16 protein-coding genes are annotated in these 16,366 nt (G+C 72.9%); 5 read left to right on the top strand and 11 right to left on the bottom strand.

Annotated elements, in window-relative coordinates; translation table 11 throughout:
- The first annotated feature begins 18 nt into the window (after positions 1 to 18).
- From tal to ABD948_RS15775, 4 genes are all read left to right on the top strand, one after another.
- Positions 19 to 1,122, top strand: coding sequence for a transaldolase (gene tal, locus ABD948_RS15790; RefSeq protein ID WP_345267526.1), 1,104 nt, complete (start codon positions 19 to 21; stop codon positions 1,120 to 1,122).
- On the top strand, positions 1,122 to 2,777 hold the full coding sequence (gene pgi, locus ABD948_RS15785) for a glucose-6-phosphate isomerase (RefSeq protein ID WP_425576611.1): 1,656 nt from the start codon (positions 1,122 to 1,124) through the stop codon (positions 2,775 to 2,777). The genes tal and pgi overlap by 1 nt, the downstream gene beginning before the upstream one ends.
- Before the next feature lie 46 nt (positions 2,778 to 2,823).
- A complete protein-coding gene (pgl, locus tag ABD948_RS15780; protein WP_345267524.1) occupies positions 2,824 to 3,576 on the top strand; it encodes a 6-phosphogluconolactonase in 753 nt (250 codons plus the stop codon).
- 323 nt (positions 3,577 to 3,899) lie between these two features.
- On the top strand, positions 3,900 to 4,871 hold the full coding sequence (locus ABD948_RS15775; RefSeq protein ID WP_345267522.1) for a type IV toxin-antitoxin system AbiEi family antitoxin domain-containing protein: 972 nt from the start codon (positions 3,900 to 3,902) through the stop codon (positions 4,869 to 4,871).
- Between the two features lie 114 nt (positions 4,872 to 4,985).
- Here ABD948_RS15775 and ABD948_RS15770 read toward each other — a convergent pair whose 3' ends face one another.
- The 9 genes from ABD948_RS15770 to uvrC all read right to left on the bottom strand — a co-directional run bounded on the left by ABD948_RS15770 (position 4,986) and on the right by uvrC (position 13,913).
- Positions 4,986 to 5,345, bottom strand: a complete 360-nt coding sequence (locus tag ABD948_RS15770; RefSeq protein WP_345267520.1) for an RNA polymerase-binding protein RbpA — start codon at positions 5,343 to 5,345, stop codon at positions 4,986 to 4,988.
- A 66-nt stretch (positions 5,346 to 5,411) separates the two neighbouring features.
- Entirely contained in the window at positions 5,412 to 5,645 is a 234-nt protein-coding gene (gene secG, locus ABD948_RS15765) for a preprotein translocase subunit SecG (protein WP_345267518.1), read from the bottom strand.
- A gap of 90 nt (positions 5,646 to 5,735) precedes the next feature.
- A complete protein-coding gene (gene tpiA, locus ABD948_RS15760; RefSeq protein WP_345267516.1) occupies positions 5,736 to 6,530 on the bottom strand; it encodes a triose-phosphate isomerase in 795 nt (264 codons plus the stop codon).
- Between the two features lie 4 nt (positions 6,531 to 6,534).
- Entirely contained in the window at positions 6,535 to 7,734 is a 1,200-nt protein-coding gene (locus ABD948_RS15755; protein WP_345267514.1) for a phosphoglycerate kinase, read from the bottom strand.
- A 2-nt stretch (positions 7,735 to 7,736) separates the two neighbouring features.
- On the bottom strand, positions 7,737 to 8,732 hold the full coding sequence (gap, locus tag ABD948_RS15750; RefSeq protein ID WP_345267512.1) for a type I glyceraldehyde-3-phosphate dehydrogenase: 996 nt from the start codon (positions 8,730 to 8,732) through the stop codon (positions 7,737 to 7,739).
- Between the two features lie 160 nt (positions 8,733 to 8,892).
- Positions 8,893 to 9,879: a DNA-binding protein WhiA gene (whiA, locus tag ABD948_RS15745; protein ID WP_345267510.1), complete on the bottom strand. Its 987-nt coding sequence runs from the start codon at positions 9,877 to 9,879 to the stop codon at positions 8,893 to 8,895.
- Between the two features lie 85 nt (positions 9,880 to 9,964).
- Complete coding sequence (locus tag ABD948_RS15740) at positions 9,965 to 10,960, bottom strand: gluconeogenesis factor YvcK family protein (RefSeq protein ID WP_345267508.1); 996 nt, start codon at positions 10,958 to 10,960, stop codon at positions 9,965 to 9,967.
- Between the two features lie 2 nt (positions 10,961 to 10,962).
- Positions 10,963 to 11,886, bottom strand: coding sequence for an RNase adapter RapZ (gene rapZ / locus ABD948_RS15735; protein WP_345267506.1), 924 nt, complete (start codon positions 11,884 to 11,886; stop codon positions 10,963 to 10,965).
- Positions 11,883 to 13,913 carry an excinuclease ABC subunit UvrC gene (gene uvrC, locus ABD948_RS15730; RefSeq protein ID WP_345267504.1) on the bottom strand — a complete coding sequence of 677 codons (2,031 nt, stop codon included), beginning with the start codon at positions 13,911 to 13,913 and terminating at the stop codon, positions 11,883 to 11,885. The genes rapZ and uvrC overlap by 4 nt, the downstream gene beginning before the upstream one ends.
- An 88-nt stretch (positions 13,914 to 14,001) precedes the next feature.
- On the opposite strand from uvrC, the gene ABD948_RS15725 reads away from it, so the two are divergent.
- Entirely contained in the window at positions 14,002 to 15,297 is a 1,296-nt protein-coding gene (locus tag ABD948_RS15725; RefSeq protein ID WP_345267502.1) for a tetratricopeptide repeat protein, read from the top strand.
- A 20-nt stretch (positions 15,298 to 15,317) separates the two neighbouring features.
- Here ABD948_RS15725 and ABD948_RS15720 read toward each other — a convergent pair whose 3' ends face one another.
- On the bottom strand, positions 15,318 to 15,737 hold the full coding sequence (locus tag ABD948_RS15720) for a Rieske (2Fe-2S) protein (protein WP_345267500.1): 420 nt from the start codon (positions 15,735 to 15,737) through the stop codon (positions 15,318 to 15,320).
- 64 nt (positions 15,738 to 15,801) lie between these two features.
- Positions 15,802 to 16,311: a Rieske (2Fe-2S) protein gene (locus ABD948_RS15715; protein ID WP_345267498.1), complete on the bottom strand. Its 510-nt coding sequence runs from the start codon at positions 16,309 to 16,311 to the stop codon at positions 15,802 to 15,804.
- Positions 16,312 to 16,366: the final 55 nt, after the last annotated feature.

Here is a 16,366-nt window from a genome sequence, read left to right as displayed (position 1 = left end):
ATCCCACGAGGAGGACCCATGAACGACCGGCTCCAGCAGCTGTCCGACGCAGGCGTGTCCATCTGGCTCGACGACCTCTCCCGCGAGCGCATCGAGAGCGGCAACCTCGCCGAGCTCGTCAAGGAGCGCTCCGTGGTCGGCGTCACCACGAACCCCACCATCTTCGCCGGCGCCGTCAGCGACGGGGAGCGCTACGACGACCAGGTCCGCAGCCTCGTGCAGGCCGGCAAGGACGTCGACGAGGTCATCTTCGCGCTGACCACCGACGACGTGCGCAACGCCTGCGACGTGCTCGCGCCGGTGGCCGAGCGCACCGACGCCGACGGCCGGGTCTCGATCGAGGTCGAGCCCTCCCTCGCCGAGGACACCGAGGGCACCATCGCCTCGGCGCAGCGGCTCTGGGCCGCCGTCGACCGGCCGAACGCGCTGATCAAGATCCCCGCCACCCACGAGGGCATCCCCGCCATCACGGCCGCCATCGCCCAAGGCATCAGCGTCAACGTGACGCTCATCTTCAGCATCGAGCGCTACCGCGCCGTCATGGACGCCTACCTCGCGGGTCTGGAGCAGGCGCGCGACGCCGGCCTGGACCTCACCAAGATCGTCTCCGTCGCGTCGTTCTTCATCTCCCGCGTCGACGCCGAGATCGACAAGCGCCTCGAGGCGATCGGCAGCGACGAGGCGATGGCTCTGCGCGGCAAGGCCGCCGTCGCCAACGCGCACCTGGCCTATGCCGCCTTCCAGGAGGTGATGGCGAGCGACCGCTGGAAGCAGCTCGCCGAGGCCGGTGCGCAGCCGCAGCGTCCGCTGTGGGCCTCCACCGGCGTCAAGAACCCCGACTACCCCGACACCCTCTACGTGACCCAGCTGGTGGTGGCCGGCACGGTCAACACCATGCCCGAGAAGACCCTCGAGGCGTTCGCCGACCACGGTGAGGTGGAGGGCGACACGGTCACCGGGCGCGGCGAGGAGGCACAGCGCACGATGGACGCGATCTCCGCCCTCGGCGTCGACATGACCGAGGTGTTCCTCGCGCTCGAGCAGGAGGGCGTCGAGAAGTTCGTCGGCTCCTGGGACGAGCTCGTCGAGACCGTGAAGGGCCAGATGGAGGCGGTCCGCTAGTGGATGCCCCGGTCGACGCCACCGGTACCGCGGCCTGGGCCGAGCTCGACCGCCTGGCCGCGGGGCTCGCCCCCGACCTGCGCGCGTGGTTCGAGGCGGACCCGGGCCGCGTCGAGCGGCTCTCGTTGAGCGCCGCGGACCTGCACGTCGACCTCTCCAAGCACCTTGCCGACGACGACGTCCTGGCCGCGCTGGTCACGCTCGCCGAGCAGACCGGCGTGGCCGAGCGCCGCGACGCGATGCTGCGCGGAGAGCGGATCAACGTCACCGAGGACCGCGCCGTGCTGCACACCGCGCTGCGACTGCCGCGCGACGCCTCGCTCGAGGTGGAGGGCACCGACGTGGTCGCCGAGGTGCACGAGGTGCTCGACCGCGTCTACGCCTTCGCCGAGCAGGTGCGCTCCGGCGAGTGGCGCGGCGTCACCGGCGAGCGGATCCGCACGGTGGTCAACATCGGCATCGGCGGGTCCGACCTGGGCCCGGTGATGGCCTACGAGGCGCTCGCCGAGTTCCGTCACCCCGAGATCGAGTGCCGCTTCATCAGCAACATCGACCCCACCGACGCGGCCACCACCTTGGAGGGCCTCGACCCGGCGACGACGCTGTTCATCGTCTCCAGCAAGACCTTCGGCACCCTCGAGACGCTCACCAACGCGCGACTGTGCCGCGCGTGGCTGCTCGAGCGGCTCGGCGACGAGGTCGACGGTGACGCCGCCGTGGCTCGACACTTCGTCGCCGTCTCCACCGCGCTCGACAAGGTGGCCGACTTCGGCATCGACCCCGACAACGCGTTCGGCTTCTGGGACTGGGTCGGCGGGCGCTACTCCCTCGACTCCGCCATCGGCACCTCGCTCGTCGTCGCCGTCGGGCCCGAGCGCTTCGCCGAGCTGCTCGCCGGCATGCACGCGATGGACGAGCACTTCCGCACGGCGCCGCTGGAGCGCAACGTGCCCGTGCTGATGGGTCTGCTCAACGTCTGGTACGCCGACTTCCACGGCGCGCAGACCCACGCCGTCCTGCCCTACGCCCAGCTGCTGCACCGCTTTCCCGCCTACCTGCAGCAGCTCACCATGGAGAGCAACGGCAAGGGCGTGCGCTGGGACGGCACCGCCGTCACCGCCGGCACCGGCGAGATCTTCTGGGGTGAGCCCGGCACCAACGGGCAGCACGCCTTCTACCAGCTCATCCACCAGGGCACCCGGCTGATCCCGGCCGACTTCATCGCCTTCGCCAATCCCTCGTTCGCGCTCAGCGACGGCGACCAGGACGTGCACGAGCTGTTCCTGGCCAACTTCCTGGCCCAGACCCGCGCGCTGGCGTTCGGCAAGACCGCCGAGGAGGTGCGGGCCGAGGGCACCGAGGAGTCCGTCGTCCCCGCGCGGGTCTTCACGGGCAACCGGCCAACGACCTCGATCATGGCGCCGGCGCTGACGCCGTCCGTGCTGGGACAGCTGGTCGCGCTCTACGAGCACATCACCTTCACCCAGGGCGTCGTCTGGGGCATCGACAGCTTCGACCAGTGGGGCGTCGAGCTGGGCAAGAAGCTGGCCCAGGAGGTCGGCCCGGCGATCGACGGCGACGCCGACGCGCTGGCCGCCCAGGACGCCTCCACCCGGGCGCTCATCGCGTACTACCGCGAGCACCGTCGGTCCTGAGCGCCCGCACCACCCATCCACACCTGCACCTCGGGAAGGCTCCACCATGACCGACTCCCCCGCCCCCCGCGTCGAGGTCCACGACGGCCCCGACGCCCTCGCCACGGCCGTCGCCGGCGAGCTGCTCTCGCGGCTCGCCGACGCCCAGGACGCGGGCCGCGAGCCGCACGTCGTCCTCACCGGCGGGACGATCGCCGTCCACGTGCACCGCGAGATCGCCCGACTGAGCCCGGACTCGGGCGTCGACTGGACGCGTGTCGTCGTCTGGTGGGGCGACGAGCGCTTCGTGGCCCCCGGCTCCGAGGACCGCAACGCGCTCGGTGCGCGCGCCGACCTGCTCGACGCCGTCGGGGCCACCCAGGTGCACGAGGTGGCCTCTACCACCGACGCCCCCGACGTCGCGGCCGCCGCAGCCGCCTACGATGCCGCCCTGCGCGAGCACGGCGCGGACGAGTTCGAGGTCGTGATGCTCGGCGTGGGGCCGGACGGCCACGTGGCCTCGCTCTTCCCCGGCTTCCCGCAGCTCGACGCCGACGGCATCACGGTCGCCGTCACCGACTCCCCCAAGCCGCCGCCGGAGCGGGTCAGCCTGACCTTCGGGCGCCTCAACCGCACCCGCGCCACCTGGCTGCTGGTCTCCGGTGAGGGCAAGGCCGACGCCGTGGCTGCCGCACTCGCCCCCGAGCCCGACGACGCCGAGGCCCGCGACGCCCTGCGCCGCGACACCCCGGCCCGCGGCGTGGCCGGTCAGCAGGAGACTGTCTGGTTCCTCGACCGCGCCTCCGCGTCCCACCTCTGACCCACCGCGACACCAGCGCCGAGTCGGCGCCAGCGCGCGTCGTGGAAGGCGCGAGTCGGCGCTAGCGCGCGCCCAGGCGAGGCCGAGCCGGCGCTGGCGCGCGCCCACGCAGAGCCGACTCGGCGCTTGCGCGCGTCGTGGCAGGCATGAACCGGCGCGTGCGCGCGCGAGGAGGCAGCAGCATCGACACTCCGGTCTCCGGCCGATGAATCGTGGGGACGACCGACCCGCCGTGCGTCCACAGGGGAGGAACAGACCAGGCTCCTCCACAGGCGACGTCACGACGGCTCGCGGGAGCACCGCGAGTCCGCAGAGTGCCGGGCATGAAGATCACCCACATCCTGGAGCGCGGCGTCCTCGACGCCCACGACCCCGTGCCGGACGACGGGCCCTTCACCCTCGCCACGGCACTCGACGCCGGACTCACGCGCCGCAACCTCACCGACCTCGCGCGCGAGGGCATCCTGCGTCGACCGATCCGCGGTATCTACGTCCTGACGCAGGCCGGTGACTCGCTGGCGTTGCGGGCGGCGTGCCTCCGGTTGGTGGCGCCTCCCGATGCCGTGGTGGTCGACCGTCACGCAGGATGGCTGCTCGGTGCGGACATGGTGCTGGCTCCTGGTGAGCACCTCGCCCTCAGACCGCTGTCGCTCTACCGGCCGTCCGGTCACGGACGCCTGCGCAACCAGATCTGCGCGAGCGGCGAGCGCATGCTGTCGGACCGCGACGTCGTCGAGCTCCACGGATTGCGTGTCACCACAGCACTGCGCACGGCGTGCGACCTCGGTCGCGTGCGGTGGACGGACCAGGCGATCGCTGGCATGGACGCACTGGCACGGCTCGGGACCTTCTCACGCAACGAGCTCATCCAGGAGATCGAGCGCTTCAGGGGGCACCGGTTCGTCACCACGGCTCGCGCCGTCGCTCTGCTGGTCGACGGTCGATCCGAGTCCCCCGGTGAGTCCGTGCTCCGACTCCGGTGCCACGAGAGCCACCTGCGCAGCATGACGCCTCAGGTGTCGGTGTACGACGGTGACGTCTTCGTCGCGCGCTTGGACCTCGCGGACCAGGCACAGATGCTGGCGGCCGAGTACGACGGACTCGAGTGGCACTCGACAGCCACGCAGCTGGAGCGCGACCGCCGGCGGCGGGAAGCGGTCCAGGACCTCGGCTGGATCGTGAAGGCCTTCACCAGCGCCGACGTGTTCGGTCCACAGCGCGTCGTCGACAGCGTCCTCGCCGAGGCCCGCCGCGAGGCACGCCGTCGCCGCGGGCTCAACGTGTGGGGCACCTGACCCGAGGACGCGGAAGCGCCGACTCGCGCCCCACCCGACGCGCGGAAGCGCCGACTCGCGCCTCACCGGGCGCGCGGAAGCGCCGACTCGGCAGTCACCCTCGAGCGGCAGGGCTCAGAAGATGATGTCGCCGGACTTGCGGCGTGAGCGCAGCAGCTGCAGGGCCTCGTCGAGGATGACCTGGGCCTCCTGGTCGGAGCGGCGCTCCTTCACGTAGGCCAGGTGGGTCTTGTAGGGCTCGATCTTGGGCGCCGGCGGCGGGTTGTCGCTGTCCAGCGAGGCCGGCAACCCGCACTTGGGGCAGTCCCAGGAGTCGGGGGGCGTCGCCTCGATGGCCAGCGTGATGACCGAGCGGTGCTCGTGGGAGCAGAAGTAGGTGACGGCCTGGCGGGGTGCGGCGTCACCGCGCTCCGCCTCACCCATCGGGCCAGCCCCGACCCGGCTGCCCCGGATCGCATTTCCTCCACCAGCCATGCTGCGTCGTCTCCTGTGCGGTTCGAGCGATCGGCCGGGGCCGATCGAGGTAGGGGGTGCGCGCGTCTACTGGTAGGCGAGCATCAGGCCGAGCGCGAAGACGCACGCGAACCAGACGATGCCGATGCCCACGGTGAAGCGGTCCAGGTTGCGCTCGGCCACCGATGAGCCGCCGAGCGAGCTGGAGACACCACCGCCGAACATGTCCGAGAGTCCCCCGCCGCGGCCCTTGTGGAGCAGCACCAGCAGGATCATGATCGCGCTCGAGATGATGAGCAGGACGGTGAAGAGCAGTTCCACGGCCGTGATCCTACGTCAGGCGACGGACGGCGGCGCAGCCGGCACACGCGACGAGCCGACCGGTCCGCGAGAGGGTCGTCACAGCCGCCGTCACAGGGTGGGCATCTCGTAGAAGCGGCAGATGCCACCGAACTCGTCGGCCTGCAGGCTGGCCCCGCCCACCAGAGCTCCGTCGACGTCGGTCTGCGCCATGATGCCGGCGACGTTGGCCGCCTTGACCGACCCTCCGTAGAGCACCCGCACTCCCTCGGCGGCCGCGTCGTCGAAGGTCTCGCGCACGTGCGCGCGGATGGCGGCGCACACCTCCTGCGCGTCCTCGGGCGTGGCAACCTCGCCGGTGCCGATCGCCCAGACGGGCTCGTAGGCGACGACGAGCCCGGCCACCTGCTCGGCGGTGAAGCCGGCCAGCGAGCCTGCCACCTGGGCGGTGGTGTGCGCGACGTGCTCGCCCGCCTGGCGCACCTCGAGGCCCTCGCCGACGCACACGATGGGGGTCATCCCGGCCCGGTGGGCGGCGTGCGCCTTGGCGCTGACGAGCTCGTCGGTCTCGCCGTGGTGCTCGCGCCGCTCGGAGTGCCCCACGACGACGTAGGAGCAGCCCAGCTTGGCGAGCATGCCCGCGGAGATCTCACCGGTGTAGGCACCGGACTCGTGCACCGACACGTCCTGCGCGCCGTAGCGCACGGAGAGCCGGTCGCCGTCGACGAGCGTCTGCACCGACCGGAGGTCGGTGAAGGGCGGGACGACGACGACCTCGGCCTTGGCGTAGTCGTGGCGCTTGTCGCTGAGGGTCCACGCCAGCTTCTGGACCAGCACCACCGCTTCCTGGTGGTTGAGGTTCATCTTCCAGTTGCCCGCCATCAGCGGGGTGCGCGCACTGCTCATCTGCTCAGTCCTCCAGGACGGTGATCCCGGGGAGCTCCTTGCCCTCCAGGTACTCCAGCGAGGCGCCGCCGCCCGTGGAGATGTGGCCGAACGCGGCCTCGTCGAAGCCCAGCGTGCGCACCGCGGCGGCGGAGTCGCCGCCGCCGACGACCGAGAGGCCCTCGATGCCGGTCAGCGCCTGGGCCACCGCCCGGGTGCCGGCCGCGAACTCCTCGACCTCGAAGACGCCCATCGGACCGTTCCAGAACACCGTCCGGGCACCGGAGAGCGCCTCGGCGAAGGCCGCCGCGGAGTCGGGGCCGATGTCGAGACCGAGCGCGTCGTCGGGGATGGCGTCGGCGGCCACCACCCGCGGCTGCGGGGTGGCGTCGCCGCTCGGGAACGTCGTGTCGACGACGACGTCGGTGGGGAGCACGATGCTGACCCCCGAGCTCTCGGCACGGGCGAGGTACTCGCGGCAGACCTCGAGCTGGTCGTCCTCCAGCAGGCTCTTGCCGACCTCGTGGCCCTGCGCCTTGAGGAAGGTGAAGACCATCCCGCCACCGATCAGCAGCGTGTCGGCCTTGCCGAGCAGGTTGTCGATGACGCCGAGCTTGTCGGAGACCTTCGAACCGCCGAGCACCACGGCGTAGGGCCGCTCCGGGCTCTCGGTCAGCCGGCGCAGCACCTCGATCTCGGTGCTCACCAGCCCGCCCATCGCGTGCGGCAGCCGCTGGGCCACGTCGTACACCGAGGCCTGCTTGCGGTGCACGACGCCGAAGCCGTCGGAGACGAACGCGTCGGCCAGGGAGGCCAGCTGATCGGCGAACGCGCCGCGCTCGGCGTCGTCCTTGCTGGTCTCGCCCGCGTTGAAGCGCACGTTCTCGAGCAACGCGACCTGGCCGTCCGCGAGACCGGCGACCGTCTGCTGCGCGGAGTCACCGACGGTGTCGGAGGCGAAGGCCACCTCGGCGCCGAGCAGCTCGCCCAGGCGGGCGGCCACCGGGCGCAGCGAGTACCGCTCCTCGGGGGCACCCTTCGGGCGGCCGAGGTGCGCGGTGACCACCACCCGGGCACCGGCCGCGGCCAGCTCGGCGATGGTGGGCACGCTGGCGCGGATGCGCCCGTCGTCGGTGATCGTGCTGCCGTCGAGGGGGACGTTGAGGTCGGAGCGGACCAGCACCCGCCGGCCGCCCACCTCGCCGAGCCCGGCGTACTCCCCCACCGTCAGAGGCTCTGGCCGACGTGGGTGATCAGGTCGGCGAGGCGGTTGGAGTAGCCCCACTCGTTGTCGTACCAGCCGACGACCTTGACCTGGTTGCCGATCACCTTGGTGAGCGGCGCGTCGAAGATGCACGACGCCGGGTCGGTGACGATGTCGGAGGAGACGATCGGGTCGGTGGAGTAGCGCAGGAATCGGCCGTCGGCGGCCTTCTCGACCGCGGCGTTGACCTCCTCGACGCTGGTCTCGCGACCGGCCTCGAAGGTGAGGTCGGTGGCCGAGCCGGTGGGCACGGGGACCCGCAGGGCGTAGCCGTCCAGCTTGCCCTTGAGCTCGGGCATGACCAGGCCGATGGCCTTGGCGGCACCGGTGGAGGTGGGCACCACGTTGAGGGCCGCGGCGCGGGCGCGGCGCGGGTCCTTGTGGATGTTGTCCTGGAGGTTCTGGTCGGCGGTGTAGGCGTGGACCGTGGTCATCAGGCCCTTGACGATGCCGAACTCCTCGTGCAGCGCCTTGGCCATCGGCGCCAGGCAGTTGGTGGTGCAGGAGGCGTTGGAGATGACCGTGTGCTGCGCGGGGTCGTAGAGCTCGTGGTTGACACCCATCACCACGGTGATGTCCTCGTTGCTGGCGGGCGCCGAGATGATCACCTTCTTCGCGCCGGCCTCCACGTGGGCACGGGCCTTGGTGGCGTCGGTGAAGAAGCCGGTGGACTCCACGACCACGTCGACGCCGAGGTCGCCCCAGCCGAGGGCGGCGGGGTCGCGCTCGGCGAAGGCCTTGATCTCCTGGCCGCCGACGACGATGGCGTCGTCGGTGCTCGAGACGTCGGCGTCGAGCCGGCCCAGGATCGAGTCGAACTTGAGCAGGTGGGCGAGCGAGGCGTTGTCGGTCAGGTCGTTGACCCCGACGATCTCGATGTCCGCCCCGGAGGCGCGCACGGCCCTGAAGAAGTTGCGGCCGATCCGGCCGAACCCGTTGATGCCTACACGAACGGTCACTGGTGCTGCTCCCTGTCGTCGACGAGCGAGGTGGTCCGAGGGCCCCGGTCAGGGGCGAGCCCCGACCCTATCGCCGCCCACGGACAGCGCAACGCCACGGTCCGAGGTACGTGCGGGTAACCGACGTCACGGGGGGCGAGGCGTCGGCACCGGTCCGGGGTCAGGCGTCCTCGGCGAGCATGTCGGCGGTGAGGGAGGCCTCGGTGTCGGGGATGCCGAGCTCCTCGGCACGCTTGTCGGCCATGGCCAGCAGGCGCCGGATGCGACCGGCGATCGCGTCCTTGGTGAGCACGGGGTCGTGGAGCTGGCCGAGCTCCTCCAGCGAGGCCTGCTTGTGCTCCAGGCGCAGCTCGCCGGCCATCCGCAGGTGGTCGGGCACCTCGTCGGCCAGGATCTCCATCGCCCGCTCGACGCGCGCGCCGGCGGCCACGGCGGCACGGGCGGAGCGGCGCAGGTTGGCGTCGTCGAAGTTGGCCAGGCGGTTGGCCGTGGCGCGCACCTCGCGCCGCATCCGGCGCTCCTCCCAGGCCATCAGCGACTCGTGGGCGCCGAGCCGGGTGAGCAGCTGGCCGATCGCGTCGCCGTCACGGAGCACCACGCGGTCCACGCCGCGCACCTCGCGCGCCTTGGCCTGGATGCCGAGCCGCCGCGCGACGCCCACCAGGGCGAGCGCGGCCTCGGGCCCGGGGCAGGTGACCTCCATGGAGGAGGAGCGGCCGGGCTCGGTGAGCGAGCCGTGGGCCAGGAAGGCGCCGCGCCAGGCGGCGACGGCGTCGCACCCGGAGCCCGCGACGACGGCCGGCGGCAGCCCCCGCACGGGGCGACCGCGCTGGTCGAGCAGGCCGGTCTGCCGCGCCAGCGACTCGCCGTCGCGCACGACGCGCACGATGTAGCGGCTGCCCTTGCGCAGGCCGTTGCCCTGCACCATGACGACGTCGGACTGGTGGCCGTAGACCTCGGCGATGTCCTTGCGCAGCCGGCGCGCGGCGGCGCCGGTGTCGAGCTCGGCCTCGACGACGATGCGGCCGCTGACGATGTGCAGGCCGCCGGCGAAGCGGAGCAGGGAGGCCACCTCCGCCTTGCGGCAGCAGGTCTTGGTGATCTGCGTGTTCGCCAGCTCCGCCTTCACCTGAGCCGTCATCGCCATGGCGCTGATCCTGCCACGCGCGTCAATCACCCGGCGCCGGTGGGGATCCGGCGTCGGGGGTGCCCGTCGGGTCGGTCACGCCGGGTCAGGCGTGGTCGCCCTCGAAGAGCGTGGCGTAGGCGGCGGCCAGCTTGTGGGGGTCGTGTCGGGGGGATCCGTCGTCGGCGCCGAGGTCGGCGAGCACCAGCGCGGCCCCGCAGGCAGCGGCCTGCTCGCGCAGCTCGGCCAGCTCGCCGCCGACGCGTCGCTCGTCGGCCAGCACGGTGTGCAGGCGCAGCTCGGGCGCGTGCTCGGCGAGCACCGCGAGGTGGTCGGCAGCCCCGAAGCCGCCGGTCTCGCCCTCCTGCTCCTCGAGGTTGAGCACGACCACCACCCGGCCCGTGGTGCGCACCAGTGCCTCGCGCAGCGCCGGCACCAGCAGGTGCGGGAGCACGGAGGAGAACCACGACCCAGGTCCGAGCACCACCCAGTCGGCCTCCTCGACGGCGGCGAGCGCGGCCGGGCTGACGGGCGGGTCGGGCGGCTCGAGTCGGACGCTGGCGATCACGCCCTCCGTGGTGGCCACCTCGACCTGCCCGCGGACCACCGTGAGGGCCTCGGGGTCGGTCGGGTCGAGTCCACGCACGTCGGCCCAGATGTCCATGGGGGTGAGTGCCATCGGCAGCACCCGGCCCTTGGCACCGAGCAGTCGCCCCACCCAGTCCAGGGCGTCGACGTGGTCGCCCAGCAGCTCCCAGAGCCCGACGATGAGCAGGTTGCCCACCACGTGGCCGCGCATCTCGCCCTCGCCGGCGAAGCGGTGCTGCAGCAGCCGCGCCCAGGTGTCGCCCCAGTCGTCCTCGCCGCACAGCGCGGCGAGGGCCATCCGCAGGTCACCGGGCGGCAGCACGCCGAACTCGCCGCGCAACCGGCCGGAGGAGCCGCCGTTGTCGGCGACCGTGACGATGGCGGTGAGCTCGTCGAGGGTGAGGTCGTCGACGAGGAGGCGCAGCGCCGAGAGCGAGGCGTGCAGGCCGTGCCCGCCGCCCAGCGCCACCGCGGACTGGGCGCGCAGGCCCGCGGAGCTGCGTACGGGCGTCATGCTCACTCCCGGCCGAGGTCGCGGTGCATGACGCGTGCGGTGAGGCCGGCGCCGCTGAGCCGGGCGGCGATCTCCTCCGACATCGCGACGCTGCGGTGCTTGCCACCGGTGCAGCCGATGGCGACCCGCATGAAGCGCTTCCCCTCGCGCAGGTAGCCCTGCGCCACCAGCTGCAGCACCGGCAGGTAGGCCTCGAGGAACTCCGCGGCGCCCGGCTGCGCCGTCACGTAGTCCGCGACCGCGGCGTCACGGCCGGTGTAGGGGCGCAGCTCCGGCACCCAGTGGGGGTTGGGCAGGAAGCGCATGTCGGCGAGCATGTCGGCGTCGACGGGGATGCCGTACTTGAAGCCGAAGCTCACCACCGTGACCTTGAGCCGCACGGTCTCGCTGGTGCCGAAGGCCGCGGCGATCCGGTCGGTGAGCTGATGGACGTTGAGCGCCGTGGTGTCGATGACGAGGTCGGCGTCGCTGCGCAGGTCGGCCAGCACGCTGCGCTCGCGCTGCAGCCCGTCGAGCAGCCGTCCGCCGCCCTGGAGCGGGTGGGGGCGGCGCGCGGCCTCCTGGCGGCGCACCAGCACCTCGTCGGTGGCGTCGAGGAAGACCAGCGTGGCCGTGCGGCCGAGCGTGCCCTGGGCCAGCGTGGCGTGCAGGGTGTGGAAGAACGAGCCCGAGCGCACGTCGACGACGACGGCGATCGGCTGGCGCGGGCCGAGGCTCTGGTCGACGAGCCGGACGACGTCGGGCACCAGGCTCGGCGGCAGGTTGTCGACCACGTAGAAGCCGAGGTCCTCGAGCTCCTTGGCCGCGGTGCTGCGACCGGCGCCGGTCATGCCGGTCACGACGACGAGCTGCCCGCTGCCGGCCGCGGCGGGCAGCGGCGCGGGTGCCTCGGGGGTGCCGCTGCCCGGGGGTGCCTGGTCGCTCATGCTTCCTCGATCTCGCCGGTGGCGGTGTTGACGGTGTAGGCGGGCTCCTCGGCGCGGCCCGCGGAGCCGGCGTCCTGGTCGGACCCCTCGGCCGCGGCGGGGGCGACGGCGTCCTTGATGGCCTGCGCGGTCCGCGGCCCGATGCCGGGCACCTGCGCGATCTCCTCGACCTCGGCCGCCCGCAGCTTGCGCAGCGAGCCGAAGTGCTTGAGCAGCGTCTTGCGGCGCACCTCCCCGAGGCCGGGGACGTCGTCGAGCACGCTCTCGACCATCGACTTGGAGCGCCGCGAGCGGTGGTGGTTGATGGCGAAGCGGTGCGCCTCGTCGCGGATGCGCTGGAGCAGGTAGAGCCCCTCGGAGCTGCGCGGCAGGATGACCGGGTCCTCCTCCCCCGGCACCCACACCTCCTCCAGCCGCTTGGCCAGGCCAACGACGGGCACGTCGTCGATGCCGAGCTCGGTGAGCGCCTGCTGGGCGGCGGCCACCTGGGGTGGGCCGCCGTCGACGACGACGAGACCGGGCGCGTAGGCGAACTTGCGGGCGCGACCCGTCTCGGGGTCGACCAGCATCGGGCCGGACTGCTCGTCGCCGGGCTTGAGCTCGGAGCTGGCCTGCTCGTCGAGCAGCCGGCGGAACCGCCGGGTGATCACCTCGTGCATGGAGGCGACGTCGTTCTGGCCGTCGACGCCGCGGATGACGAAGCGGCGGTACTCGCCCTTGCGGGCCAGGCCGTCCTCGAAGACCACCATCGAGGCCACCACCTCGGTGCCCTGCAGGTTGGAGACGTCGTAGCACTCGATGCGCAGCGGTGCCTCCTCGAGCTCGAGGGCGTTCTGGATCTCCTCGAGGGCGCGGTTGCGGGTGGTGAGGTCGCTGGCGCGCTTGGTCTTGTGCAGCGCCAGCGCCTGCTGGGCGTTGCGGGCCACCGTCTCCTGCAGGCTCTTCTTGTCGCCGCGCTGCGGCACGCGCACCTGGACGCGGCTTCCGCGCAGGTCGGAGAGCAGCTGCTCGAAGGTGGCGGAGTCGGGTGGCTCGGCGGGGACGAGGATCTCGCGCGGGATGCTGTCGGCGGCCGACTCGGGGTCGGTGCCGGCGTAGAGCTGGAGCAGGAAGTCCTCGACGAGGTCACCCACCTCGCCGTCCTCGACCCGGTCGGCCACCCAGCCGCGCTGGCCGCGCACCCGCCCCCCGCGCACGTGGAAGATCTGGACGGCGACCTCGAGCGGGTCCTCGGCGAGCGCGATCACGTCGGCGTCGGCGCCGTCGGGCAGCACCACCGACTGCTTCTCCAGCGCCTTGCGCAGCGCGCCGAGGTCGTCGCGCAGGCGGGCGGCCCGCTCGAAGTCCATCGCGTCCGAGGCGGCGTACATCTCCTTCTCGATGCGCTTGGTGAAGGGGCGGGTGCGCCCCGCCATGAAGTCGCAGAAGTCCTCGACGATCGCGCGGTGCTCCTCGGCGCTGACGGTGCCGACGCAGGGGGCCGCGCACTTGCCGATGTAGCCGAGCAGGCACGGACGGCCGATCTGGGCGCTGCGCTTGAACACGCCGTTGGTGCACGAGCGCATGGGGAAGACGCGCAGCAGCACGTCGACGGTCTCGCGGATCGCCCAGGCGTGGCTGTAGGGGCCGAAGTAGCGGGTGCCCTTGCGCTTGGCGCCGCGGCCGACCATGACCCGCGGGAACTCGTCGGAGAGGGTGACGGCGAGCCACGGGTAGGACTTGTCGTCGCGGTACTTGACGTTGAAGCGCGGGTCGAACTCCTTGATCCAGGAGTACTCCAGCTGCAGCGCCTCGACCTCGGTCTTGACCACCGTCCACTCCACGCTGGCCGCCGTGGTGACCATGGTGGCGGTGCGCTGGTGGAGGTTGCCGACGTCCTGGAAGTAGGAGGACAGACGCGCCCGCAGGCTCTTGGCCTTGCCGACGTAGATGACCCGGCCGCGGGAGTCGCGGAACCGGTAGACACCCGGTTGGGTGGGGATGGAGCCCGGCTCGGGTCGGTAGCTCAAGGTCTGGCTGCGGGCCACCGGACCACCCTACGGGGGTGCGCCGACACGCCTCGCGACACACCAGCCGGGTGCTGACTATTTATCTACATCGGTTTAGTGTTGTTTCATGCGATGTCGCGACACCTACGGGCTCGGCCTCACCACCAACCGGGCGGCGGCCACCGCCTACGAGCGTGGCGTCGGTCGGCTGCTGCGGCTCGAGCAGGGCGCTGCGGAGTCGGTCGCCGCCTCGCTGGCGCACGACCCCACCTTCGCCCTGGGTCACGCCACGCTGGCCCTGCTCGGTCGCGAGATGTGCCTGCCCATCGACGTGGAGGCGCGGCTGCGCGACGCCGAGGTGCTCGCCCCGCGGGCCACGGAGCGCGAACGCAGCCACGTGCACGCGGTGGCCGCCCACCTGCGCGGCGACCCGGCTCCCCTGCGTCGCCACCTCGCCGCGCACCCGCGCGACGCCGTCCTGCTGGCAGCCGCGGTCCCCACCATCGCCTTCTCCGGCGCCACCGAGGTGCCCGAGGAGGCGTGGGCGATCGTCGAGGGCGCCGCCCCCGCCTACGGCAACGACCCCTGGTTCGCGGGACTGCTGGCTTTCGTGCGCACGGAGCAGCGCCGTTTCGACGAGGCGATGGACCTCGCCACCACCTCCCTGGCCGCCATCCCGACGGCGGGGCACGCCGCCCACGCCCGCGCCCACGCGCACTACGAGACCGGCGACCACGCGGCCGGGCTCGCCTGGATGGACGCGTGGGTGCGCACCCAGGGCCACAGCGCCGAGGGCCGCAGCCACTTCGTGTGGCACGCGGCGCTGCACGAGCTCTCGCTGGGCGACCTCGACGGCGTGGCGCGCCGCTACGACGCCGACCTGCGGCCCGACCCGGGCCTGGGCTGCCGAGCCCTGGTGGACTCCGGGTCGCTGCTCGTGCGGTGGGCCCTGACCCCGGGCGCCGGGGCCGCGCGGGGCCTCGAGGAGGTCGTGCGCGCCACTCCTCCGCACCAGCTGCAGCGTCCGGCCACGCCGTTCCTGGCGATGCACGCCGCCGTCGTGCTGCTGGCGCTGGAGGACACCTGCGGCCTGGCCGAGCTCGCGGCGTGGGCGCAGCACCACCCCCACCCCACGCAGCGCGAGGTCGTCGCGCCCCTGGCCGAGGCGCTGGGGCTGCTGGCCCGCGGCGCCGCCGGACCCGCGGCCGACACGCTGGCGAGGATCGCCCCGCTGTGCCGCCGGCTCGGAGGGTCCGACGCCCAGCGCGAGGTGGTCGAGGAGTGCCGGATCGCCGCGCTGCTGCGCGCCGGGCGGCTCACCGAGGCGCGCGCCGTGCTGGACGCACGGCTGGACCGCCGTGAGTCGCCCCGCGATCGCCGGTGGCGTGCCTGGGCCACGGCGAGGGCCAGCGCCGCGGCCTGACCCGCGTGCCCGAACCCGCGTCAGACCGTGCGGACCTCGCCGTTCTCGACGGTGATCTCGACCTCGGTCAGGCCCGTGGTGGCCGGGCCGCCCTCCCGCTCGCCGGTCTCGGCCGAGAACGAGCTGCCGTGGAAGCTGCACTCGATCGTGCCGCCCTCGACGCCGGTGACGGTGTTGCCCTGGTGCGGGCAGGTGGCGGTGAACGCCTTGAAGTCGCCCTCGGTGGGCTGGGTGACGACGACGCCCTGGTCGCCCAGCACGATGCCACCGCCCACCGGCACGTCCGCGGTGGGCGTCAGCACCGCACCGGCCGCCGGCGCCGCGCCGCCATCGGTCTCCTCCTCGCCGCCGCCTCCGCCGCAGGCGGCGAGGACTGCGGCGACGCCGAGCGCGCCCATGCCCTGGAAGACGATGCGTCGCGAGGTCTGGATCTGTGCCATGGGTCTCTCCTGGTGGGGGTGCCGTGGGACGTGCGGAGCAGGTGCGTGGAACGCCGCGGGGTGCTCAGGCGCGCTGGACGGTGCCGCCGCGCAGGGTGACGGCGACGGGGTCGAGCGGTGAGGTGGCCGGACCCGAGACGGGCTCGCCGGTGTCGATCGAGAACAGGCTGCGGTGGCAGGGGCACACGATGGCGCCGTCGGTGACCTCCGTGACGGGGCAGCCCTGGTGGGTGCAGGTGGTCGAGAAGGCGCGCACCTCGCCGGCGACGGGCTGGGTCACCACGACCGCCTCGTCGGGGAGGATCACGCCGCCGCCGACCTCGACGTCGGCCAGTGGCACGAGCCCGTCAGCGGGGGCCGCTGTGGCGTTGCCCTCCGTGGGTGCGGGCTCGGCGCTCGCGGAGGCCGTCGGGCTGGACGACGGCGTCGGGCTGCCGGTGGCCGGGTCGGCGGCGACGTCGTCCGAGCCACCGCCACCGCTGCAGGCGGCCAGCACCGGGAGGCCCAGCCCGGCGGCGGTGAGGCCGCCGAGCGCGCCGCGACGGCTGAGGGAGGGGGTCTCGCGGGGGGTCACGAGCAGGACAGTAGCCAGGCGGTGTGAGAAAACCCTGTGAGACCGGCCGGTCCGA

It is taken from the genome of Nocardioides nanhaiensis (genome assembly GCF_039542785.1).
In the GTDB taxonomy this organism is placed as follows: Bacteria; Actinomycetota; Actinomycetes; order Propionibacteriales; family Nocardioidaceae; genus Nocardioides; species Nocardioides nanhaiensis.
This window is presented reverse-complemented; position numbering and strand designations above follow the sequence as displayed.